The following is a 23035-nucleotide window of genomic DNA, read 5'->3' as shown; positions in this document are numbered from 1 at the left end:
GGACCTTGCGGCGGTCCTGGGACTTCGTTGCCACGAAGTGCTCCTTCCGATGACGTGGCCGCGACTGTCGCGGCTCACGGACGTATCTCCGTCTCCTCGCCCGGTCCGGACTGCACGCCGGGGCATGCCGGAAGGTCTTCAAGAGGAGAGGGGATGCCCGGGAACTGGGTCTCGAGCGGATCCAGCCTATCAGAGGCATCCCGCTCGCCCGCCTGCCCCCGCGTCGCTGCCCTCCGCTCGCCCGTCTGCCCCCGCGTCGCTGCCCTGCGCTCGCGGGTCACTCCCCCTCTCCGCGAGACTCCACTGGTGCACCGAGAGCGCACGCCCAGCGCGCAGTCTCGGCGCACGGGTGGAGTCTCGCGGTCCGGGGTATCGCCAGAGGTCCTCCGGGTACCAGCGCAGCGCGTCGCGCACGGCGATGAGCTGCCCCGTGGTGTCGGCGAACACCGGCCCGCCGATGACCTCCAGCACCGCGTGGCCGGTGAGCGACAGCCAGTCGTGCACGTCCATGCCGTCGCGAGGGTCGATGCAACGGCGAGCCGGCGGCGCCCCGCCCCTATGCGTCGATCGGCCAGGCCATCAACACGTACGGCGCGCGGCCTGCCTCGTCGTCGACGCGGCACACGGGGTCGAACCCGATCGCACGCCAGAACGCGATGCCGGCCTCGTTCGACGCGGCTGGGTCCACTGTCACGCGCACCCAGCCGCGTCGGCTCCGCGCACGTCGGATCAGCTCGAGAGCCGCTGCCCTGCCCACGCCACGCCCGCGGGCTCGCGGAAGCAGGATCAGATCCAGGCCGCCGCCCTTGCCCCCGTCATCGGCCGGATGCAGCTGCGCCAGGCCCACCGCTTCATCCGCCACGCGGACGAGAAAGCACTCCACCTCCGGCGCACGCGCACCCAGGTAGTGCGAGCGGATGCGCTCGTCCGGGCATCTGCCCGGTCCGCCCCAGTCGAAGAACGCCGGGTCGTCGAAGAGAGCCCGAAGCGTCTCGAAGTCGCCCGGCCCCGTCGACCGGAGCGAGACGGACGGATGCCGGTTCGTGGCATCCCCCGCTGCCGACTCGCCCGCCGAGCCGTGCTCATCGCGTCGGACCGGCGATCAGCACCAGCGCCGGCGGCGCCGTCACCGTCCGGTCTCGATCGGTCGGTCGGTGGCGGCGTACTGCGACCAGGAGCCCGGGTACAGGCGGGCCCGACCGAGGCCGGCGGCCTCCATCGTCAGCAGGTTGTGGCACGCGGTGACGCCGGAGCCGCACGAGCTGACGATTTCGCCCTCGGCGACGCGCTCCGGGGTCACGCCCGCGGCGGCGAACCGCGCGCGCAGCGTGTCGAGCGGCAGCAGGCGCTGACCGGCATCCACGTTCTCGCGGCACGGCACGCTCGCCGCTCCCGGGATGTGCCCGGACCGCGGGTCGGGATCGGGGCCCTCGCCCGCGAAGCGCTCGGCGGGGCGGGCGTCCACCACGAGCGTGCGCGGGTCGGCGGCGTCGTCGAGGTCGGCGAGGAGATCCTCCGGCCACGGGCGGGGCGCGAAGGCGGCGGGCTCCCGGACGACCTCGCCCGTGGACAGCTCCCCGTCCCACGCGTCGATGCCGCCGTCGAGCAGGGCTGCGTCGACGCCGAGCGCGCGCAGCATCCACACGAGGCGCGCCGCCATTACCCCGCCCGCGTCGTCGTAGGCCACGACGGTGTCGGAGTCGGCGATGCCGAGGCGCGACATCGCGGCGGCGAACTCCTGCGCGCTCGGGAGCGGATGCCGGCCGGTCAGCGGTCCGCGCGCGCCGGCCAGATCGGTGTCGATGTCGACGAACACCGCGCCCGGGAGATGGCCTCCGAGATAGGCCTCGCGTCCGGACCGACCGTCGAGGTACCAGCGCGAATCGGCCAGGACGACGGGCTCGCCGGCATCCATCCGCTCGTGTAGCTCGGCGACCGAGAGGAACGGGGCGCTCATTCTGGCTCCGCCACCTCTCGCGCGGGGCCGTAGGCGGCGAGGTAGGCGGCACGATCCTGCTCGGTGATCTCGCGCACGACCCGGCAGGGGTTCCCGACGGCGACGACATCGGCCGGGATGTCCTTCGTCACGATGCTGCCCGCGCCGATCACCGCGCGGGCGCCGATCGTGACGCCGGGGCCGACGACGACGTGCGCGCCGAGCCAGGCGCCCTCGCCGATCGTGATCGGCTGCGCGTACTCGAACATGTCCACCGTGCGCTGGTGGAAATCGATCGGATGGCTCGCCGTGGCGAGGGTGACCCGCGGGCCGAACAGGACCATGTCGCCGATCGTGACCGGGGCGCAGTCGAGGATCGCGAGGTCGTAGTTGGCGTACACATAGCGCCCCATGCTGATCTGCGCGCCGTAGTCGCACCGGAACGGCGGCTCGATCCAGAGCAGCTCGTCCACCGAGCCGAGGAGGCCCCGCAGCAGCTCCATGCGGCGCTCCTCGTCGTCCGGATGCGTGTTGTTGTACTCGTGCAGGATGCGCTTGGTCGCCGCCCGCTCCCGGCTCAGCTCCGGATCGGTGGACCGGTAGGTGCGGCCGGAGATCATCCGTTCCCGTTCGGTGAGTGCGTCGGCATCCATCGCCGTCCCTGCCTCTCGTCGCCTGTGCTCGTCCCGCTCAGCGTACCCACGCCGCGCGGCCTGCGTGGCGCCCTCGCACGGCTCCCACGGCGCTTCACCTGGCGCATCTGGTCGCCGCCGGCGCGTCCGGCGACCATTCCAGCCAACCCAAGAACCCAGCTCCTTCGCTTGGCGCATCTGGTCGCGCGCGGCGCGCCCGGCGACCCAACCCGCCAAGTCAGGGCACCGGCATCCACGCCACCTGGCGCATCTGGTCGCGCGCGGCGCTCCCGGCGACCATTCCCGCCAACCGAAGCCTGTGCGGCACCTACCCGGCACCTACCCGGCACCTACCCGGCACCTACCCGGCACCAACCCACCCGCTGGCGGCACCTGCCGCAGCCGGCGCCGCGCCCGGCTCAGGCCTCCGGGTCGAGGATGCGGCGGATCTTCTCCACCCGCGCAGAGATGTCGCGCTCGACGCCGCGCGAGGTCGGCTCGTAGTACCGGCGGCCGCGCAGCTCATCGGGAAGGTACTGCTGCTGCGCGACGCCGACCTCCAGGTCGTGCGGATACACGTACCCCTTGCCGTGGCCGAGGCGCTTCGCGCCGGGATAGTGCGCATCGCGCAGGTGCTTCGGCACGCGCCCGAACCCGCCGGCACGCACGTCGGCGATCGCCTGGTCGAGCGCCAGATACGACGCGTTCGACTTCGCGGTCGTCGCCAGGTACGCGGTCGCCTCGGCGAGCGGGATGCGCCCCTCGGGCATGCCGATGAACGCGACGGCATCCGCCGCGGCGACGGCGATCACGAGCGCCTGCGGGTCGGCCAGCCCGATGTCCTCGGATGCCGAGATCACAAGCCTCCGCGCGATGAACCGCGGGTCCTCCCCCGCCTCGATCATGCGCGCCAGGTAGTGCATCGCCGCGTCGACGTCGGACCCTCGGATCGACTTGATGAACGCGCTGATCACGTCGTAATGCTCGTCGCCCTGCCGGTCGTAGCGCAGCAGCGCCCGGTCGACCGCCTGCGCGACGTGCTCGGCGCTGATCGTGGGGACCGCGTCGTCGGCCGGCTCGGCGAGGGATGCCGCGGCCTCCAGCGCCGTGAGCGCACGACGCGCGTCTCCCGATGCCAGCCGCACGAGCGCGGCGCGCGCCTCCGGGTCGAGCGCGACCTCATCGGCGAGCCCGCGCGGATCGGCGACCGCGCGGTCGATGAGCACACCGAGGTCGTCGTCGCTGAGCGGCTGCAGGGTGAGCAGCAGCGACCGCGACAGCAACGGCGAGATGACCGAGAAGGAGGGGTTCTCGGTGGTCGCCGCGATGAGGATCACCCAGCCGTTCTCGACGCCGGGGAGGAGCGCATCCTGCTGCGCCTTGGTGAACCGGTGGATCTCGTCGAGGAAGAGGATCGTCGACTGGCCGTAGAGGTCGCGCTGGGTCATCGCCTCCTGCATGACCTCGCGCACGTCGCGCACCCCGGCGGTCACGGCGGACAGCTCGACGAACCGGCGCCCCGACGAGCGGGCGATCGCCTGCGCCAGGGTCGTCTTGCCGGTGCCGGGAGGACCCCACAGAATCACCGACACGGCGGAGCGCGTCGCGGCATCCGGACTCGCCAGCGCCACCAGCGGCGACCCGGGCCGCAGCAGATGCTGCTGACCGGCGACCTCGTCGAGCGACACCGGGCGCATCCGCACCGCGAGCGGGGTCGGTGCCTGGAACAGCGCGGTGGACGACGTCACTCGTCCAGGCTAATCGCGACCCCCGACATCGCGCGTTTGTCCCCCACGACCGGCGACGCTTAGGCTTTGTGCGGCCGATCGAAGGAGGTCCCGTGGCGACGGGAGGCAGCAAGAAGAGCGCGCGCACGGAGAGAGAACGAGCGCGGCTCTACGAGGCGCGCCGCGCACTCCACGAGGCGCAGCTGCGGCGCCGACGCCGCGACAACCTCGTCGCGGGGATCGCCGGCGGCGTGCTGCTGCTCGCGATAGCCGCGGGCCAGGTGGCGTACTACACGGTCGGGCCCGGCGTGCCGACGCCCGAGCCGACGGCGACACCGACCCCGACGTTCACGGCGCCCCTGCTCGACGAGACACCCGCCACAGAGACACCCGCCACAGAGACACCCGCCACAGAGACACCCGCCACCGACACCACACCCGAACCGGATCCGTCCGTCGCCCCCTGATCGCGGTGACGGCATACTAGGCTGTGAGCCGACCGACCCCCATGCGGCAGTGAGCCGCGCCGAGGTGCATCCCGTGACTTCTGCCAGCACTCCCGAACCCGCTGTCTCCGAGCCGTGGGGCCGGGTCGATGACGACGGCACCGTATCCGTCCGCGAGGGCGATCAGTGGCGCGTCGTCGGGCAGTACCCGGACGGCTCGCCCGAAGAGGCGCTCGCCTATTTCGAGCGCAAATACGCCGATCTGGCCGGCGAGGTGACGCTGCTGGAGGTCCGCCACCGTCGCGGGGGCGCGTCATCCGCCGACCTGCGCCGCACCGCCCAGACCGTGAGCGAACGCATTGCCGGAGCGTCGGCCGTGGGCGATCTCGCCGCGCTGCAGGCTCGGGTGGCCGCGTTGACCGACGCTCTGGCCGAGGCGTCCGCCACCGAGGCGCAGGCCGCTCGCGAGGCCGTCGAGGCCGCGGTCGTCGAGCGCACGCAGCTGGTCGAGCAGATGGAGGCGATCGCGGCGCGCGATCCGAAGACGATCCAGTGGAAGCAGACCTCGGCGGAATCGACGGCGCTGTTCGAACGCTGGCAGGCGCATCAGTCCGCAGGTCCTCGCCTCCCCAAGGCCGTCGCGCAGCAGCTGTGGAAGCGATTCCGCGATGCGCGCAGCACCATCGACAAGCATCGCCGCGACTTCTACGCCGAGCTCGACGAGACCCATCGGACGGTCCGCGACGCGAAACAGCGGCTCATCGAACGCGCGGAGGCCCTGCTGAGCAAGGGCGAGGACGGCATCGGCGCCTACCGCGAGCTGCTCGACCAGTGGAAGAGCGCGGGACGGGCCGGTAAGAAGGTCGACGACGCGCTGTGGGACCGATTCAAGGCCGCCGGCGACGCGCTCTACGGCGCGCGCGCCGAGCGCGAGCATGCCGACGCCGAGGCGTCGCGCGAGAAGATCGAGGCCAAGCGCGCGCTGCTCGACCAGGCGGGCACGATCGGGCAGGAGAAGAACACCGCCAAGGCACGGGCGCTCCTGACCGCGATCCAGCGGCAGTGGGACGAGATCGGGCGGATCTTCCCGCGCGAGAAGGAACGCGCCCTCGACGACGAGCTGCGCAAGATCGAGCAGTCCGTACGTACGCGCGAAGACGCCGACTGGAAGCGCAACAACCCCGAGACCAGGGCCCGGCAGAGCGACATGTCCCAGCAGCTGCACGAGGCCATCGAGCGGCTCGAGGCAGAGCTGGCCGCCGCCGAGGAGCGGAAGGATGCCGCAGCCGCAGCCACGGCGCGCGAGGCGCTGCAGGCGCGCAAGGCGTGGCTGAAGGCCCTCGGCGGCTGATCCGAGGACCTCTCCCCAGGCGGTTCTGCACGAACGAGTTCTCCACAAACGCCGTGGACGCGGCATCCGTCGACGCCGAATCCGGCACACTGCCGGAATGCGGCCCTTCCTCTACTTCGCCGGCGACCGGCTCTCCAGTCCCGAGCTCATGGCCGCGTGCCTCGACGGCCATCTCGTGGAGCTCGGCGAGGGGTTCATGCCCGCCGACGCGGTCGAGACGCGCGAGCTGCGGGCCGCGTCGCTGCGAGCGTTGATGACGACCGGCCTCGCCCTTACGCACGCGTCGGCCGCCTGGGTGCACGGGGCGGCCATGAGCGCGCCGCGACGGCACTGCGTGCAGCGCACGAGCGAGCGCCGCGGACTGCACGTCGTCGACGTACGACTGCGCTATCGCGACGGCCGGCTGCCCCCCGAAGACCTCGTCATCGTATCCGGCGTCGCGGTGACCACGCCCGAGCGCACGCTCGCCGACCTCGTGCGCGACGACGTCCTGCACGATCGCACCGGCACAGAGGTCGTCGACGCGCTGATCACGACCTACCCCGCCCTGCCCGCCACGGCGCTCGCGCAGCTGGAGCGTTCCGGTCCGCTGCACCGCAAGCGTGCGGCTCTGGCCTACCTGCGCGAGCGGGCGGCACGGTGCGACCCGAATCGAGGCCCGCCCGCGTCTCAGGACGAGGTCACGCGATAGACGTCGTACACGGCGTCGACGCGGCGGATGGCGTTGAGCACGCGGTCGAGGTGCACGATGTCGCCCATCTCGAAGACGAACCGGCTGAGCGCCAGCCGGTCGCCGGTGGTCGAGACCGATGCGGAGAGGATGTTCACGTGGTGCTCGCTGAGCACCCGCGTGATGTCGCTGAGGAGGCCCGCGCGGTCGAGCGCCTCGACCTGCACTTGCACAAGGAACACGCTCTTGGTCGTGGGCGCCCACTCCACCTCGATGAGCCGCTCCGAGTCGGTCATGAGCGCGCGCACGTTCGTGCAGTCCTTCCGGTGCACCGAGACGCCGCTTCCGCGGGTGACGAAGCCGACGATCTCGTCGCCGGGCACGGGAGTGCAGCACTTGGCGAGCTTGACGAGGATGTCGGATGCCCCCCGCACGAGCACACCGGAGTCGCCGCCGCGCGGCGCACGCGAGCGTCCCACCGGCGGGAGCATGATCGGGCCGGTGGAGGTGTCCTCCTGGGTGCGGACGAGCGCGGTGACCTTCTCGATCACCGATTGGGTCGAGACGTGTCCCTCGCCGATCGCCGCGTACAGCGCCGTGACGTCCTCGTAGCGCAGTTGGTGGGCGACCTCGGTGAACACGTCCTGGCCCATCAGGCGCTGCAGCGGCAGGTTCTGCCGCCGCATGGCACGCGCGATGGCATCCTTGCCCTGCTCGACGGCCTCCTCGCGACGCTCCTTCGTGAACCAGCTGCGGATCTTGCTGCGCGCGCGCGTGCTCTTGACGAACGCGAGCCAGTCCTGGCTGGGCCCGGCGTCGGGGTTCTTCGAGGTGAAGACCTCGACGACCTCGCCCGACTGCAGCTCGGACTCCAGTGGCACGAGGCGACCGTTCACCTTGGCGCCCATCGTGCGGTGCCCGACCTCGGTGTGCACGGCGTAGGCGAAGTCAACCGGCGTCGCACCGGCAGGGAGGCCGATGACGCGCCCCTTGGGGGTGAAGACGTAGACCTCCTTCGCGCCGATCTCGAAGCGCAGCGAGTCGAGGAACTCGCCCGGGTCTGCGGTCTCGGCCTGCCAGTCGGAGATGTGGGCGAGCCAGGCGAGGTCGGCATCGACTGTGCGGTGGTCGGCCTTGCCGCCGTTCATGCGGTCCTTGTACTTCCAGTGCGCCGCCACGCCGTACTCCGCCTGCCGGTGCATCTCGTTGGTGCGGATCTGGATCTCGACCGTGCGACCGCCCGGGCCGATCACGGTCGTGTGCAGGGACTGGTAGAGGTTGAACTTCGGTGTTGCGATGTAGTCCTTGAAGCGGCCCGGCAGCGGCGTCCAACGTGCGTGGATCGCGCCGAGCACGGCGTAGCAGTCGCGCACGGTGTTCACGAGCACGCGGATGCCGATGAGGTCGTAGATGTCGTCGAACTCGCGGCCGCGCACGATCATCTTCTGGTAGACGGAGTACAGCTGCTTGGGCCGGCCGGCCACCTTCCCGCGGATGCGCAGCTCCCTGAGGTCGGCGTCGACGGCCTCGATGACCGACTGCACGTACTGCTCGCGCTGGGGCGTGCGCTGGCGCACGAGGCTCTCGATCTCGGCGTAGAGCTTCGGATGGAGGACTGCGAACGAGAGGTCCTCCAGCTCGTTCTTGATCGCCTGGATGCCGAGGCGGTGGGCCAGCGGAGCGTAGATCTCCAGCGTCTCCCTGGCCTTCTTCGCCGCCTTCTCCGGGGTCTGGAAGCCCCACGTGCGCGCGTTGTGCAGACGGTCGGCGAGTTTGATGAGGAGCACCCGGATGTCCTTCGACATCGCGACGATCATCTTGCGCACGGTCTCGGCCTGCGCGGCATCGCCGTAGGTGACCTTGTCGAGCTTGGTGACCCCGTCGACGAGCATCGCGACCTCGTCGCCGAAATCCGCGGTGAGCGCGTCGAGCGTGTATGCGGTGTCCTCCACGGTGTCGTGCAGCAGCGCCGCGGCGATCGCCCGCGGCCCCAGGCCCAACTCGGCGAGGATCTGCGCCACCGCAACCGGGTGGGTGATGTACGGCTCGCCGCTCAGCCGCTTCTGCGTCGCATGGGCCTCGGCGGCGACCTCGTACGCGTGCTCGACGATCGCGAGGTCTGCGCGGGGGTGATGTGCACGGACGGTGTGCAGCACCTGCTCGATCCCCGCGCGCGGCGTGGAGCGGGAGAAGATGCGTGGGACCAGGCGACGCAGCGACGGAGTCTGGGCCGACGCAGACGCCGTCTCGGTCATCCGTCACCTCCGCCGTGGACTGAACGGGTCAATCCTACGCCCGGCGACTGGCCATCACGCGCCGGCGACCGCGCGCTCGCGAGTCGCGGCCACGTGCGCGTCGCGCGTGGCGATCGCCGGCTCCTTCTCGCGCAGGAAGGCGTACAACGGCGCCGCGACGAACAGCGTGGAGTAGGCGGCCACGATGGTGCCCACGAAGATCGACAGCGAGATGTCGGTGAGGGTCTGCGCACCGAGCCACAGCGCTCCGATGAACAGGATCGCCCCGGTGGGAAGGACTGCCACCACGGTCGTGTTGATCGAGCGCACGAGCGTCTGGTTCACGGCCAGGTTCACCGACTCGCCGAACGTGCGCGTCGACTTCTCGCCGTCCTCGTGGGTGTTCTCTCGGATCTTGTCGAACACGACGGTGGTGTCGTAGAGAGCGTAGGAGAGGATCGTGAGGAACCCGATGACCGCCGCCGGCGAGATCTCGAAGCCGAACAGGGCATACACGCCGATGGTGACCACCAGGACGTCGACGAGGCCGATGATCGCCGCGACCGACATCTTCCAGGTGCGGAAGTAGATCGCGAGGATCACGAAGGTCAGGGCCAGGAAGATCGCAAGGCCCCACAGCGACTGGCGCGTGACGTCCTGCCCCCAGCTGGGGCCGATGAACGACGAGCTGACGTCTTCGGCGGCCACCTGCAAGCGGTCGGCCAGCGCCGCGGAGACCTCGCGGGTCTCGGCATCCGTCATCTGGTCGGTCTGCACCCGGATGCCGTCGTCGCCGATCGTCGTGACCTTCGTCGTGGCGCCCGGGACCACCGACTGGACCGCGGCGGTCGCGGCGGCCTGGTCGGGGCTCTTCACCTCGCTCACCGTGAACTGCGACCCGCCGGTGAACTCGATGGAGAACTGGATCGGGCGGATCAGCGGCACCAGCGCCGAGCCGATCACGAGGATCGCCGCGATGAGGAACCAGAGCTTTCGCCGCCCGACGAACGGGAACGAGGTGCGGCCGCTGTAGAGGTCGTTGCCGAGCTGGTTCATGGAGCGCATCAGTCGTCACCCTCCGTCGTGGCGGCCGCGCGATCGGCGGCGGCGAGCTCCGCCTGTTTGCGCTCGGCGATCGTCTGGCGCCGCTCCGCCTCGCCGCGCGAGCGCCCGGCACGGCGTGCGGCCGAGCCCTTTCCGGTGGCGGCCGCCGCCGGAGCGCGGAACTGCGCGCGCCCGCGGTACACGGCACCGAGCGCGTCGGGGTCGAGACCGGAGAGCGGATGCCCCGACCCGAAGAACCGGGTCCGGGCGAGCAGCTGCAGCACCGGGTGGGTGAACAGAATGAAGATCAGCACGTCGATGACCGTCGTCAGCCCCAGCGTGAACGCGAAGCCCTTCACGGTGGCGTCGGCGAGGATGTAGAGCACGACCGCGGCGAGGATGTTGATCGACTTCGAGATGTAGATCGTGCGCTTGGCCCGGCCCCAACCGTCCTCGACGGCGCCCGTGATGGTCTTGCCGTCGCGCAGCTCGTCGCGGATGCGCTCGAAGTACACGATGAACGAGTCGGCGGTGAACCCGATCGTCACGATGAGACCCGCGACGCCCGCCAGCGACAGGCGGAAGCCCATCCGCCACGCCAAGATGCACAGCGTGAGGTAGGTGAGCACCGCCATCACACCCAGCGACGCGATGATGATGAACCCGAGCGCCCGGTAGACCACGAGCGAGTACAGCGCCACGAGCGCGAGGCCGATGAGCCCGGCGACCAGGCCGATCTGCAGTTGCTGGGAGCCGAGCGTCGCCGAGATCGCTGCGGAGCTGACCACTTCGAAGCTCAGCGGCAGCGCGCCGTACTTGAGCTGGTCGGCGAGGGTCTTGGCGCTCTCCTGCGTGAAGCTCCCGGTGATCGAGGGCTTGCCGTCGAGGATGACGCCGTTCATGCTGGGCGCCGACAGCACGCTGCCGTCGAGCACGAACGCGAACTGGTTCTGCGGCGAGGTCGCCCCATACAGACGCTGGCTGATCTTGCCGAAGGTCTCCGTGCCCGCCTGGTCGAAGGTGAGGGTCACAGCCCACTGGTTGTCGGTCTGCTGCAGCCCGAACGTCGCGTTCGTGATCGACGAGCCGTCCAGCTCCACCGGGCCGAGGATGTACTTGATCGAGCCGTCGGTATCGCACGTGATGAGCGGCTGATCCTTGGGCGCGGTCGCCGGGTCGGTCGGCGGGTCGGCGCAGTCGTAGGAGAGGAACTGCGCCTGCAGGGCCGGCGTCACCCAGTTCAGGTCGCTGCCGTCGGTGGGCGTGGCGGTCGGGGTCGCCTGAAGGCCGGGGTCGGGCGTCGGGTACGGCGTCTCCTCGCCGTCCTCGCCGACGTACGACGTGGCCGGCGCCCCGGTGTAGAGCACGGCGCGCAGCTGAAGCTGCGCGGTGGCCTCGATGCGCTCCCGGGTCTCCTCGTCGGCCTGTCCCGGCACCTGCACCACGATCTGGTTGCCGGCCTGCGTGGCGATGTCCGCCTCGCCGACCCCCGACGCGTCGACGCGCTGGCGCACGATCGTGGCCGCCTGGTCCAGCTGCTCCTGCGTCGGATCGCTGCCGTCGACCGAGTGCGCCTCGAGGATGATCTGCGTACCGCCCTGCAGGTCGAGCGCCAGCTCAGGCGTCCACGAGCTCTTGCCGAACACGTACACCCCGAGCGCATTGATCCCGAACAGCACGGCTGTCACGACCAGCAGGCCCGTGAGGGCCCGCCAGGCATGACGGACAGGAGTGGGAGTGGCCACGGAGGGTCAGCTTTCGTCGGATGTCGCCGGTGCGGCGACTGCTCAGGACTTGTGCGTGTCGTCCCCGTCGGGGATGACATCGTCACCGGGGATCGTCTCGGCCGCCGGCTCGTCGACGGGCGCCTCCTCGACCGGGTCGACGACCCGCAGGAGGGCCTGGCTGTGCACCTCGACCTCGACGCCGGGGGCGAGCTCGACGCGCGCAGGAAGGGACAGGTCGTCGGGGTCGTACTGCACGAGCGTGCCGTAGAGGCCGCCCTGGAGGAGGACCTTGACCCCCGGGACCATCGCGCGCACCTTCGCCGCCTGCTCGGCCTTCGCGCGCTGCATGCGGCGGCGGGAGCTCCAGAACATGAAGCCGATGAGCACGACCATGATGATGAGAAGGCCGTAATCGGCGAAGAACTTCATGGCCGGATTGACCTCGGCGGTCTGCGCGGTAGCAAGAAACATAGGGGCGGATGCACCTTTCGCGGTGGGCGCGCCTGGATGGCGCAGCCTCTGGGAGGGCGCTCAAGCCCTCAAGGATTATAGGTCATCGAGCCGGAGTGCCTCGGGGGCGCGCGGCACGCGCAGATGCGCGTACGCCTCGGCGGTGGCCACCCGTCCGCGGGGCGTGCGGCCGAGAAAGCCGATCCGCACGAGGTAGGGCTCGACGACAGACTCGATCGTATCGGCCTCCTCGCCCACGGCGACCGCCAGGGTGCCCAGGCCCACCGGGCCTCCGCGGAACCGTCGGACGACGGCATCCAGCACCGCACGGTCGAGCCGGTCGAGCCCCAGCTCGTCGACGTCGTAGAGGTCGAGCGCGGCGGCCACCTCGGCCTCGGTGACCCCCTCGGCTGCCGGGTGAGCACCGTGCACGATCGCATAATCGCGCACCCTCCGCAGCAGCCGGTTGGCGATGCGCGGGGTGCCGCGCGAGCGGCGTGCGATCTCGGCGCGGGCCGGCGGCGGCACCACGATGTCGAGCACCGCCGCCGAGCGCGCCACGACGAGCTCGAGCTCCTCAGGCTCGTAGTACTCCAGGTGGGCCGTGAAGCCGAAGCGGTCGCGCAGCGGATTGGGCAGCAGGCCCGAGCGGGTCGTGGCGCCCACGAGCGTGAACGGCGCGAGGTCGAGCGGGATGCTCGTGGCCCCCGCGCCCTTTCCGACCATGATGTCGATGCGGAAGTCCTCCATCGCGAGATAGAGCATCTCCTCCGCGGCGCGCGCCATGCGGTGGATCTCGTCGATGAAGAGCACCTCGCCGGGCACCAGGCTCGACAGCAGCGCGGCCAGATCTCCGGCGTGCTGGATCGCCGGGCCGCTGGACAGGCGCAGCGGGCGGCCGCTGTCGTGCGCGACGATCATCGCGAGCGTCGTCTTGCCCAGACCCGGGGGGCCCGCCATGAGGATGTGGTCGGGCGGCCGCTGCTGGATGCGCGCCGCGTCGATCAGGAGCTGCAGCTGGCCGCGCACCTTCTGCTGACCGATGAACTCGGCCAGTGACGAGGGCCGCAGCGCCCCCTCCACCGCGAGCTCGGCCTCGTCCTCCGCCCCGTCGTGCAGGTCAGCCATGCGCCGAGTCCGTCCGTGCCGGACCGAGGTGGGCGAGCGCGAGCTTCAGCAGCGCGGGAACCGTCGCACCCGCGGGCGCCTCGCCGGAGGTGGCCGCGACCGCGTCGAGCGCGACGCGCTCGCTCCAGCCGAGTCCCACGAGCGCGGCCACGACCTGACCCGCGACGGCGGGTGCCCCCGTGCCGGCGGTCGCCGGCGTGGCACGGCCCGACGGTCGGAGCTTTCCGGCAAGTTGCACGACGATGAGCTTCGCGGTCTTCGGTCCGATCCCCGAGACGCGCCGGAACGGCGCGTCGTCCTCGGCGGCCACGGCATCCGCAACCTGATCGACGGTCAGCGTGGACAGCACCCCCAGCGCCGACTTCGGTCCCACTCCCGCGACGCTCAGCAGCTGGGTGAACACGACCAACTCGTCGCGGGAGTCGAAGCCGTAGAGCGAGAACGCGTCCTCGCGGACCACGAGATGGGTGTGCAGCACGATCTCGTCGCCGACGTGGAATTCGCGCGCCAGCTGCGGGGTGACCGCCACGGCGTAACCGACGCCGCCGACGTCCACCACGAGGCCGTCGTCATTCAGGTGCAGCACGCGTCCGCGCAGGGAGGAGATCATGCCCCGAGCCTACCCGCGGCTTCGGACGTTTGTTCGAGCGACACGCGAGCGACGCTCGGCATCCGTCCAGGCGCGCTGCGCGGGGGTGAGCGGCGCGGTCTGCCCCGCCGTCGGCGCTCCGCCACGCCACGCGTGGCACAGCGCGAGCGCCAGAGCGTCGGCGGCATCCGCCGGCTGGGGCAGGGCGTCAAGGCGCAGCACCCGGGCGACCATGGTCTGCACCTGGAGCTTGTCCGCCGAGCCGTAGCCGGTGATGGCGGCCTTGACCTCCGTGGGGGTGTGCGTGGCGGCCGGGATGCCGTGCTCGGCCGCAAGCAGCAGCGCGATGCCGCTGGTCTGCGCCGTGCCCATCACGGAATGGCGGTTGTGCTGGGCGAACACCCGCTCCACGGCCAGCACGTCGGGAGCGTGCTCCTCGAGCACCGCCCGGAGCCCGGCAGCGATCACCGCGAGCCGGCGCTCGATCGGAAGGCCCGTGTCGGAGCGCACGACGCCGACGTGCACGAGACGCGCCGAACGGTCGCGCGCGACGTCGACGACGCCGATGCCGCAGCGGGTCAGTCCCGGATCGACGCCGAGCACACGAAGGCGAGCGGATGCCACTCCCCCACGCTAGGCGGAGTACGAGGCATCCGCGTCTCGACGCGCTGCACTCACGCGACGACCGCCGACGTCGGGCCCGTCAGTCGTCGTTCTCGAGCTCGGCCTGCACCTCGGCGGACAGGTCGAAGTTGCTGAACACGTTCTGCACGTCGTCGCTGTCCTCCAGGGCGTCGACGAGACGGAAGACCTTGCGGGCGGTGTCGGCGTCGACGTGCACCTTCAGCGTCGGAACGAACTCCACGTCGGCGGACTCGTAGTCAAGGCCCGCCTCCTGCAGCGCCGAGCGGACGGCGACGAGGTCGGAGGCCTCGGTGATGACCTCGAAGCCCTGCGCATGCGGCTCGACCTCCTCGGCACCGGCTTCCAGGGCCGCCATCATGACGTCGTCCTCGGTGGTGCCCTCGCCGGAGACGACGATGACGCCCTTGCGGTGGAAGTTGTACGACACCGAGCCGGGGTCGGCCAGCGATCCGCCGTTGCGGGTCAGTGCCGTGCGCACCTCCGCGGCGGCGCGGTTCTTGTTGTCGGTGAGGCACTCGATGAGCAGGGCCACGCCGCTCGGACCGTAGCCCTCGTACATGATCGTCTGGTACTCGACCGACTCGCCGGAGATGCCCGCGCCGCGCTTGATCGCGCGGTCGATGTTGTCGTTCGGGACCGAGGTCTTCTTCGCCTTCTGCACGGCGTCGTACAGCGTGGGGTTGCCGGTGAGGTCGGCGCCGCCGAGCTTGGCGGCGACCTCGATGTTCTTGATGAGCTTGGCGAACGACTTGGCACGGCGCGCGTCGATGACCGCCTTCTTGTGCTTGGTCGTCGCCCACTTGGAATGCCCTGACATGCGCTTCCCTTCCGGCGGGGACAGCCGATCGGCCCCGCAGCTGACAGTTCTCGGGCCATGCCCGTGCACCGTCGATTGTAGGGTCCATTCATCGCCTCCGCCCCACCGGGCCGCCGCCTCGACCCCGCGGTGGAGCACCCACGCCCCGCGTCGACTCACTGCCTTGGCTCGCGACTCAGCGCCCAAACCCCAGTCACTGCCCCAGCATCCGAGTCACTCCCCTAATGCCGAGTAACTGCGCTGCGGGGCAGTGAGTCGCTGCGGGAGCAGTGACTCGCGAGCCTGTGCCGTGACTCGGGGGTCAGGAGGGCCCAGGACTCCGCACGCCGTTGTATCAGCACGGTCCCGGGGCGACACTTTGTCGTATGGATGAAAGAGCGACGGCGCTCGATGCCGCCCGCGCTGCGGCCCGTACCTTCTTCGACTCCCTCGACGACCGCCCGGTGTGGCCGCGCGCGACGCTCGACGACATGGTCGCGCAGTTCGGTGGGCCGCTTCCCGACGCGGGGACGGATGCCGCGGAGCTCGTCGCCGACCTCGCCCGCCGCGCCGACCCCGGCCTCGTCGCCATCCCGGGCGGGCGGTTCTTCGGGTTCGTGATCGGCGGCACGCTGCCCGCTGCGCTCGCGACGGACTGGCTGGTGTCGGCGTGGGACCAGAACTCCGGGTCGAGCAGCATGACGACCGCCACGGTAGCCCTGGAACGCGTCGCGGGACAGTGGGTGTGCGAGCTGCTCGGGCTCCCGGCATCCGCCTCGGTCGGCTTCGTCACCGGCGCGCAGATGTCGAACTACGTCTGCCTCGCCACCGCGCAGCACGCCGTGCTGCGCCGCGCCGGATGGGACCTCACGCGCCAGGGGCTGCGCGGGGCGCCGCCGGTGCGGCTCGTGGTCGGCGCCCACCGGCACGGCTCGATCGACCGCGCCGCGCGCTTCGCCGGCATCGGCGCCGACGAGCTCATCGTGGTGGCCGCCGACGGCGAGGGCCGCATGATCCCGGCGGCTCTGGCCGAGGCGCTCGGCGAGCCCGACGGCACGCCGACGATCGTGTGCCTGCAGGCCGGCGAGGTGCACACCGGCGCGTTCGATCCCATCGAAGAGCTGGTCGCGATCGCCAGGCGCCACGGCGCCTGGGTGCACGTCGACGGAGCCTTCGGGCTGTGGGCCGCGGCATCCCCCTCCCTGCGCCACCTGACGGCCGGTGTCGGCGACGCGGACTCGTGGACGACCGACGCGCACAAGACGCTCAACGTCCCGTACGACTGCGGCATGCCGATCGTGCGCGACCCGGCAGACTCGATCGCGATGTTCCGCACCGGCGGTGACTACCTCATGTACACGGGTCTCGACCCGTGGGACGTCACGCCGGAACTGTCGCGACGCGCGCGGGGCGTGCCGACATGGGCGGCGCTGCGGGCGCTCGGCCGATCGGGGGTGCGGGACCTGGTCGATCGGCTCCACGCCAATGCCCACCGGCTCGAAGCCGGGCTCCGCGACGTGCCCGGTATCACGGTCGTCAACGAGGTCGCCTACACGCAGGTGATGCTGCGCCTCGACGACGACGAGGCGACGCGGGCGCTGGGCTCGGCGATCCTCGCCGACGGCACCGCCGCGCTCACCGGCGCCGAGTGGAGCGGGCGGGCCGTGCTGCGCTGCTCGATGTCGTCCTGGGCGACGACCCCGGACGACATCGACCGCACCGTGGCGGCGATCGCCCGGCTCGCCGCCGGGGTCAGCTCGCGCGCCTGACCCGGGCACACAGACGCGGTTTCGTGCTGTCGCAGGCCTCGCACGCCCACGACATGCACAGGTCTCGCCCAGATTCTGTCCCGCTTACAGGGCCGTTGACGTCAACACGCGGGTTTCGCGTCAGGAACGCGCGGTTCGCCCTGTCAGCGGGACGCGTCCGCGACGTGAGCGGCGCTCGCGCGCCCCGGCCGACGCATGCGCACGCGCACGACCCCCGCGACGGCGGCGACGATGAGCAGGCCGACGACCGCCAGGATGGCCGAGCGCAGCCCGTAGTGCTCGCCGAGGAAGCCGAGCACAGGCGGGCCGACGAGGTAGGCGAGGTAGCCGGCCGTGGCGACCGCGCCCACGCGCTCGGCGGGACGATCGGCGTCGTCGCCGGCGACGGAGATCGCCACCGGGAACCCGAGCGAGGCGCCGAGTCCCCACAGTGCGGTCCCCGCGACGACCACCGCAGGATGGTCGACGAGCGCGACCAGCGCGATGCCGGCCGCGGACAGCACGACGCTGGTCAGCAGCGCGCCCTGTTTCCCGACCCGTGCGATCAGCAGGTGACCTGAGAAGCGCCCGATCGTCATGACGGCGGCGAAGGCGGCGTAGAACGCGGAGCCCAGTGCCTCGGAAAGTCCCAGCCCGTCCACCATGATCAGCGGCAGCCAGTCGCCGGCCGCGCCCTCCGCCAGGGCGAGCGCGAGCAGCACGACCCCGAGCAGCAGCAGCGCGGGATCGCGCCACACACTGGCCCGTCGATCTGCGGACTCCGTGGCGCGCGCGGGTACGACCGCGGTTCTGCCCACCCCCGCGACGAGTCCGCGCGAGCCCCACAGCACGACAGCGGTCATGAGCAGCGCACATCCCAGGAGGTGCCACACCACCGGCACGTGCATGGCCGTGAAGACGATGCCGAGGACCGCGCCGACGAGCGTGCCCAGGCTGAAGCATCCGTGGAGGGCAGGCAGGACCGACCGGCTCAGGCGCTTCTCGACCTCGGCGCCGTCCACGTTCAGTGCGACCTCCGCGACGCCGCAGCCGAGCCCGAACAGCATGAGCCCCACGAGCACGCCGGCGGCGAGCCCGAGCCCGGCGGCCACGCCGGTGACGGCGACGCCGGCGGCCACGACCCAGCCGCCGAGCAGGATGATCGGGCGCGACCCCGCTCGCCGCAGCAGCGGCTCGGAGGAGAGCACGCCCGCCATCGCCCCGATCGAGGCGCCCAACAGCAGGAGACCCATCTGCGCCGTCGAGGCCTCCACGGCATCCCGGATCGCCGGGGTGCGCGTCACCCACGCGGCCATGCCCAGCCCCGCGCTGAACATGAACGCGAACAGCGACAGCCGCCAGCGGCGGATCTCAGGATTCGTCACACGTACGATCGTATGCGGATGTCCGGCCGCATCCCGGGCTCGCCCGCACAGAGCGCCCGCTCCGACCGAGCAGTGGCTTCGCGCGGCAGGGCTGAGCGGTCGGTCGCGAAGCAGCAGACGAGTTATCGCGCCCGCACAGAGGCTGTTCTGCCCCGACCGACCTTCCAGCACGAGCTTTGCCCGATTCAGCCTTGGTGCGGGCCGCATTCTCCAGCCAAGCGGCCCGACCGGCTGCCGCTGCGCGCGCACCGCGATCAGTGCGCACCCGATGACGGCCGCCTCTTCTCACTGGCTGCGAGCGGTGCCCGCCCCGACGACGGGTGGGAGGATGGACGGGTGAAGATCCTCTCCATCCAGTCCGCCGTCGCCTACGGCCACGTCGGCAACTCCGCCGCCGTCTTCCCGCTGCAGCGCATCGGCGTCGAGGTGCTGCCCGTCTACACCGTGAACTTCTCGAACCACACCGGGTATGGCGCCTGGCGAGGCCCGCTCATCTCCCCCGCCGACGTGAGCGACGTGATCACGGGCATCGAGGAGCGCGGCGTCTTCCCGCAGCTCGACGTCGTCCTCTCCGGCTACCAGGGCTCGGAGGGCATCGCCGACGTCATCCTCGATGCCGTCGCTCGAGTGAAGTCCGCGAATCCGGATGCCGTCTACGCGTGCGACCCGGTGATGGGGAACGCGAAGAGCGGATGCTTCGTGGCACCGGCCATCCCGATCCTGCTGCGCGAGCGCGTGGTGCCCGCCGCCGACCTCATCACGCCGAACCAGTTCGAGCTGGGCTACCTCACCGGCACCGAGCCCCACACGCTCGAGGAGACCCTCGCCGCCGTGGACCTCGTCCGCGCGACCGGCCCGAGCACCGTGCTCGTGACGAGCGTGGAGCGCCCCGACCGCGCGCCCGAGACCATCGAGATGCTCGCGGTCACCGGCGACGGCGCGTGGATCGTGCAGACCCCGCACATCCCGATGAAGGCGAACGGTTCGGGGGATGTCACCGCCGCACTGTTCACGGCGCACTACCGTGCCACCGGCGATGCCGCCGATGCGCTCGCCCGCACGACCTCGAGCGTGTACGACCTGCTGCAGCGCACGTACTCCTCCGGCGAGCGCGAGCTGCAGCTCGTAGAGGCGCAGGAGGCATATGCCCATCCGCGCATGCAGTTCGAGGCACGCCAGGTCCGCTGAGATCAGGCGGGCCAGGCGTCGGCGACGGTGCGGCGCACCTCGCCGAGCAGCTGCGGCAGGGCCTTCGTCTTCGCGATGATCGGGAAGAAGTTCGCGTCACTCGTCCACCGCGGCACGACGTGCTGGTGCAGGTGCGCGTCGACCCCGGCGCCGGCCACGACGCCCTGGTTCATGCCGATGTTGAAGCCGTCGCAGCGCGACACCGTACGCAGCACCCGCATCGCCTGCTGGGTGAGCGCGCCGATCTCGGCGACCTCCTCGACGGCCGCCTCGTCGTAGGTGGGGATGTGCCGGTACGGGCAGACCAGCAGGTGCCCGGAGTTGTAGGGGAAGAGGTTCAGGAGCACATACGCGGTGGCGCCGCGGTGCACGATGAGACCCTCCTCGTCCGAGAGCTCCGGCGCCGTGCAGAACGGGCACACATCGCGCAGCGGCTCGGGACCGGCCTGGATGTACGCCATCCGATGCGGGGTCCACAGCCGCTGGAACTCATCGGGCACGCCGGCGAAGGTCGCGGCATCCCGCGCCGCAATGTGCGGCTCCTCGATCACCTCAGGTCCTCGGCGGTGTCCACGACGGCCTTGTCGGCGATCGCACGGACGATGCGCGAGATCGCCTCGTCGACCGGGATGCCGTTGGTCTGCGACCCGTCGCGGAATCGGAACGACACGGTGCCTGCGGAGCGGTCCTGCTCTCCCGCGATGAGCTGCAGCGGCACCTTCTGGGTCGTGTGCGTGCGGATCTTCTTCTGCATGCGGTCGGCGGAATGGTCCACCTCGGCGCGCACGCCCTCCGCGCGCAGCCGCGCGACGATGTCGTCGAGGTAGTCGGCGTACTCCTCGGCGACGGGGATGCCGACGACCTGCATCGGCGACAGCCAGACCGGGAAGGCACCCGCATAGTGCTCGAGCAGGATCGCGAAGAAGCGCTCGGCGGAGCCGAACAGGGCCCGGTGGATCATCACGGGGCGGTGCCGCTCGCCATCGGGTCCGGTGTACTCCAGGCCGAAGCGCTCGGGCAGGTTGAAGTCGATCTGCACCGTGGACAGCTGCCAGGTGCGGCCGAGTGCATCCTTCGTCTTCAGGTCGATCTTCGGCCCGTAGAAGGCCGCCTCGCCCTCTACCTCGGTCAGCTTCAGCCCCGATGCCTGCGCGACGCGACGCAGCGACTCGGTCGCCGACGCCCAGTGCTCCTCGTCGCCGATCCACTTCTCCTTCTCGTCATCGCGCATCGACAGCTCGAGCTCGAACTCGGTCAGTCCGAAGTCGCGCAGCATCGACAGGACGAAGTCGAGCACCTCGCCCGCCTCGTGCTCGAGCTGTTCGGGCGTGACGAACAGGTGGGAGTCGTCCTGCGTGAACCCGCGCACGCGGGTGAGGCCGTGCAGCGCGCCGGAGAGCTCGTAGCGGTAGACGGTGCCGTTCTCGTACAGCCGCATCGGCAGGTCGCGGTAGCTGCGACCGCGCTCCTTGTAGATGAGGATGTGCATGGGGCAGTTCATGGGCTTGAGGTAGTAGTCCACGCCCTGCTTGGTGACGTTGCCCTCGTCGTCGCGCTCCTCGTCGAGGTGGATGGGCGGGAACATGCCCTCCTTGTAGGTGACGAGGTGGTTCGACTGCACGAAGAGGTCGCGCTTGGTGATGTGCGGCGTGTACACGTAGGTGTAGCCGCCCTCGCGGTGGCGTGCGAGTGCGTGCTGCTCCATCTCCTGCCGGATGATGCCGCCCTTGGGATGCCACACCGACAGGCCCGAGCCGATCTCGTCCGGGAAGCTGAACAGGTCGAGTTCGCGGCCGAGCTTGCGGTGGTCCCGCTTGGCGGCCTCCTCAAGCCGGTGCTGGTAGGCGCGCAGCTCGTCCTTGGTCGGCCATGCCGTGCCGTAGATGCGCTGGAGCTGCGGGTTCTTCTCGCTGCCGCGCCAGTATGCGCCCGCCACGCGGGTCAGGTCCCAGCCGTTCCCGACCAGGCGCGTCGAGGGCACATGCGGTCCGCGGCAGAGGTCCTTCCACGCGGTCGAGCCGTCACGGGCGACGTTGTCGTAGATCGTGAGCTCGCCCGCTCCCACCTCGACCGAGGCGCCCTCGGTCTTGTCCGCGCCGCCGCCTTTAAGGCCGATCAGCTCGAGCTTGAACGGCTCGTCGGCGAGCTCGGCACGCGCCTGCTCGTCGGTCACGACGCGACGGACGAAGCGCTGGCCCTCGCGGACGATGCGCTCCATCTCCTTCTTGATCGCCTTGAGGTCGTCGGGAGTGAAGGGCTCGTCGACGCCGAAGTCGTAGTAGAAGCCGTCGACGATCGGCGGGCCGATCCCGAGGTTGGCCTGCGGACGCACGCGCTGCACCGCCTGGGCGAGCACGTGCGCCGTGGAGTGACGCAGGATCGCGAGGCCGTCGGGGCTGTCGACGTGCACCGGCGCGACGGCATCCGTCTGCGTGACCGTCGTGGCGAGGTCCTTAAGCTCGCCGTTGACGCGCAGGGCGATCACGGAGCGGTCGGGGAACAGCGCGAAGCCGTCCGCGGGAAGCGGCACGGCCGACGGGGCAAGGTCAGACAAGGCGGACTCTCCTGGGGGAACGATCCCTCCAGGCTACCGGTCCGGCCGGGCGCCTCCGGATCAGAAGGTGCAGAGCGAGGCGAGCTTCTTCCCCGCGGACTGCATGCCTTCGGTCGCCTGCTGCATCTCGGCGGCCTTGCCGGTAAGCACGGTCAGATCCCCGTCGGCGACGCCGTCGAAGACCCCGGCGAACTCGCCCACCGCGACGCCGAAGTCGTCGAGGGCGCTCTTCACGTCGGCGTCGGTGATCTTGTCAGCGGTCTCTCCGAGCTTCCGCTCGAGCGCGGTGATCGACTCGACGACCGTGCTGTAGTCGCCGCTGCTGGCCTCGGCCAGTGTCGCGCTGATCTCGTCCTGAAGCTCGGGGAGAGCGGTCTGCGCGACCTCGCACGCGTCGGCGGTGGATTGCGCCGTCGCGGACGGCGTGGTCTCCGCGGCGGACGCGGCGCAGCCGGTGAGGGATGCCGCGCCGAGACCTGAGACGAGGAGGAGGGCGGTGAGGGGCTTGCGCATGGGTGTTCCTTGGTTCGGGCGTCAGGGACGGTGAGGACGACGCGGGCCGCCCCAGGAGCGTAACCGGCGGTCCTCTGCATCGGCTGGGTGCCGCCATGGCAAGGGGCCACGAACAGCGGACAATCGCGCGTACTTCGGAGGATTCGGGCGAAATCCTCCGAAGTACGCGCGAAACTCCGGAGTTCGTGAGTGGTCCCGGGCCGACAGGCGGGCTTGTGTGGTGGGCGATACTGGGATCGAACCAGTGACCTCTTCCGTGTCAGGGAAGCGCG

General features: G+C 70.8%; 21 protein-coding genes and 1 pseudogene. 5 read left to right on the top strand and 17 right to left on the bottom strand.

Translation table 11 applies throughout. The annotated features are described in order from the left end of the window. Window positions 1–189: 189 nt before the first annotated feature. The 5 genes and pseudogenes from QM641_RS10895 to QM641_RS10875 all read right to left on the bottom strand — a co-directional run bounded on the left by QM641_RS10895 (window position 190) and on the right by QM641_RS10875 (window position 4316). Window positions 190–510, bottom strand: coding sequence for a DUF4037 domain-containing protein (locus tag QM641_RS10895; RefSeq protein WP_415116360.1), 321 nt, complete (start codon window positions 508–510; stop codon window positions 190–192). A 46-nt stretch (window positions 511–556) separates the two neighbouring features. Further along, a pseudogene (locus QM641_RS10890) lies at window positions 557–1009 on the bottom strand (GNAT family N-acetyltransferase); the annotation flags it as partial. A gap of 117 nt (window positions 1010–1126) precedes the next feature. Further along, window positions 1127–1957, bottom strand: a complete 831-nt coding sequence (locus QM641_RS10885) for a sulfurtransferase (RefSeq protein WP_415116358.1) — start codon at window positions 1955–1957, stop codon at window positions 1127–1129. Then, complete coding sequence (locus QM641_RS10880; RefSeq protein WP_415116356.1) at window positions 1954–2589, bottom strand: sugar O-acetyltransferase; 636 nt, start codon at window positions 2587–2589, stop codon at window positions 1954–1956. Before QM641_RS10880 ends, QM641_RS10885 begins: the two co-directional genes overlap by 4 nt. 398 nt (window positions 2590–2987) lie before the next feature. Next, entirely contained in the window at window positions 2988–4316 is a 1329-nt protein-coding gene (locus tag QM641_RS10875) for a replication-associated recombination protein A (protein WP_415116354.1), read from the bottom strand. A gap of 92 nt (window positions 4317–4408) precedes the next feature. On the opposite strand from QM641_RS10875, the gene QM641_RS10870 reads away from it, so the two are divergent. The 3 genes from QM641_RS10870 (at window position 4409) to QM641_RS10860 (ending at window position 6783) form a co-directional block, all read left to right on the top strand. Further along, window positions 4409–4762, top strand: coding sequence for a dioxygenase (locus QM641_RS10870; protein WP_415116352.1), 354 nt, complete (start codon window positions 4409–4411; stop codon window positions 4760–4762). Between the two features lie 73 nt (window positions 4763–4835). Continuing rightward, window positions 4836–6092, top strand: a complete 1257-nt coding sequence (locus tag QM641_RS10865; protein ID WP_415116350.1) for a DUF349 domain-containing protein — start codon at window positions 4836–4838, stop codon at window positions 6090–6092. A 97-nt stretch (window positions 6093–6189) separates the two neighbouring features. Next, window positions 6190–6783, top strand: a complete 594-nt coding sequence (locus QM641_RS10860) for a type IV toxin-antitoxin system AbiEi family antitoxin (RefSeq protein WP_415116348.1) — start codon at window positions 6190–6192, stop codon at window positions 6781–6783. Here QM641_RS10860 and QM641_RS10855 read toward each other — a convergent pair. The 8 genes from QM641_RS10855 to QM641_RS10820 form a co-directional block, all read right to left on the bottom strand. After that, on the bottom strand, window positions 6762–9017 hold the full coding sequence (locus QM641_RS10855; protein ID WP_415116346.1) for a RelA/SpoT family protein: 2256 nt from the start codon (window positions 9015–9017) through the stop codon (window positions 6762–6764). The genes QM641_RS10860 and QM641_RS10855 overlap by 22 nt on opposite strands. Before the next feature lie 54 nt (window positions 9018–9071). Beyond that, window positions 9072–10061 (bottom strand): protein translocase subunit SecF, encoded by a 990-nt coding sequence (gene secF / locus QM641_RS10850; protein ID WP_415116344.1) that lies wholly within the window; start codon window positions 10059–10061, stop codon window positions 9072–9074. Then, window positions 10061–11785 (bottom strand): protein translocase subunit SecD, encoded by a 1725-nt coding sequence (secD, locus tag QM641_RS10845; RefSeq protein ID WP_415116340.1) that lies wholly within the window; start codon window positions 11783–11785, stop codon window positions 10061–10063. The genes secF and secD overlap by 1 nt, the downstream gene beginning before the upstream one ends. A gap of 42 nt (window positions 11786–11827) precedes the next feature. Continuing rightward, a complete protein-coding gene (locus QM641_RS10840) occupies window positions 11828–12238 on the bottom strand; it encodes a preprotein translocase subunit YajC (protein WP_415116337.1) in 411 nt (136 codons plus the stop codon). Window positions 12239–12313: 75 nt separating this feature from the next. Continuing rightward, on the bottom strand, window positions 12314–13345 hold the full coding sequence (gene ruvB, locus QM641_RS10835; protein WP_415116335.1) for a Holliday junction branch migration DNA helicase RuvB: 1032 nt from the start codon (window positions 13343–13345) through the stop codon (window positions 12314–12316). Further along, window positions 13338–13955, bottom strand: coding sequence for a Holliday junction branch migration protein RuvA (gene ruvA, locus QM641_RS10830; RefSeq protein WP_415116333.1), 618 nt, complete (start codon window positions 13953–13955; stop codon window positions 13338–13340). Before ruvA ends, ruvB begins: the two co-directional genes overlap by 8 nt. A 9-nt stretch (window positions 13956–13964) precedes the next feature. Continuing rightward, entirely contained in the window at window positions 13965–14558 is a 594-nt protein-coding gene (ruvC, locus tag QM641_RS10825) for a crossover junction endodeoxyribonuclease RuvC (protein WP_415116331.1), read from the bottom strand. A gap of 79 nt (window positions 14559–14637) precedes the next feature. Next, window positions 14638–15396, bottom strand: coding sequence for a YebC/PmpR family DNA-binding transcriptional regulator (locus QM641_RS10820; RefSeq protein ID WP_415116329.1), 759 nt, complete (start codon window positions 15394–15396; stop codon window positions 14638–14640). A 365-nt stretch (window positions 15397–15761) separates the two neighbouring features. On the opposite strand from QM641_RS10820, the gene QM641_RS10815 reads away from it, so the two are divergent. Further along, window positions 15762–17144, top strand: a complete 1383-nt coding sequence (locus tag QM641_RS10815; RefSeq protein WP_415116327.1) for a pyridoxal phosphate-dependent decarboxylase family protein — start codon at window positions 15762–15764, stop codon at window positions 17142–17144. 143 nt (window positions 17145–17287) lie between these two features. On the opposite strand, the gene QM641_RS10810 is transcribed toward QM641_RS10815, so the two are convergent. Then, window positions 17288–18508, bottom strand: coding sequence for an MFS transporter (locus QM641_RS10810; RefSeq protein WP_415116325.1), 1221 nt, complete (start codon window positions 18506–18508; stop codon window positions 17288–17290). 336 nt (window positions 18509–18844) lie between these two features. Here QM641_RS10810 and pdxY point away from each other — a divergent pair, with 336 nt between their 5' ends. Further along, window positions 18845–19696 (top strand): pyridoxal kinase PdxY, encoded by an 852-nt coding sequence (pdxY, locus tag QM641_RS10805; protein ID WP_415116323.1) that lies wholly within the window; start codon window positions 18845–18847, stop codon window positions 19694–19696. 2 nt (window positions 19697–19698) lie between these two features. On the opposite strand, the gene QM641_RS10800 is transcribed toward pdxY, so the two are convergent. The 3 genes from QM641_RS10800 to QM641_RS10790 are packed head-to-tail and all read right to left on the bottom strand — an operon-like array spanning window position 19699 to window position 22763. Beyond that, a complete protein-coding gene (locus QM641_RS10800) occupies window positions 19699–20247 on the bottom strand; it encodes an HIT family protein (RefSeq protein WP_415116321.1) in 549 nt (182 codons plus the stop codon). Then, window positions 20244–22250 (bottom strand): threonine--tRNA ligase, encoded by a 2007-nt coding sequence (gene thrS / locus QM641_RS10795; protein ID WP_415116319.1) that lies wholly within the window; start codon window positions 22248–22250, stop codon window positions 20244–20246. Before thrS ends, QM641_RS10800 begins: the two co-directional genes overlap by 4 nt. Window positions 22251–22310: 60 nt before the next feature. Then, window positions 22311–22763 (bottom strand): hypothetical protein, encoded by a 453-nt coding sequence (locus tag QM641_RS10790; protein WP_415116317.1) that lies wholly within the window; start codon window positions 22761–22763, stop codon window positions 22311–22313. Window positions 22764–23035: the final 272 nt, after the last annotated feature.

Source organism: Microbacterium sp., from assembly GCF_047605725.1.
Taxonomy (GTDB): Bacteria; Actinomycetota; Actinomycetes; order Actinomycetales; family Microbacteriaceae; genus Microbacterium.
This window is presented reverse-complemented; position numbering and strand designations above follow the sequence as displayed.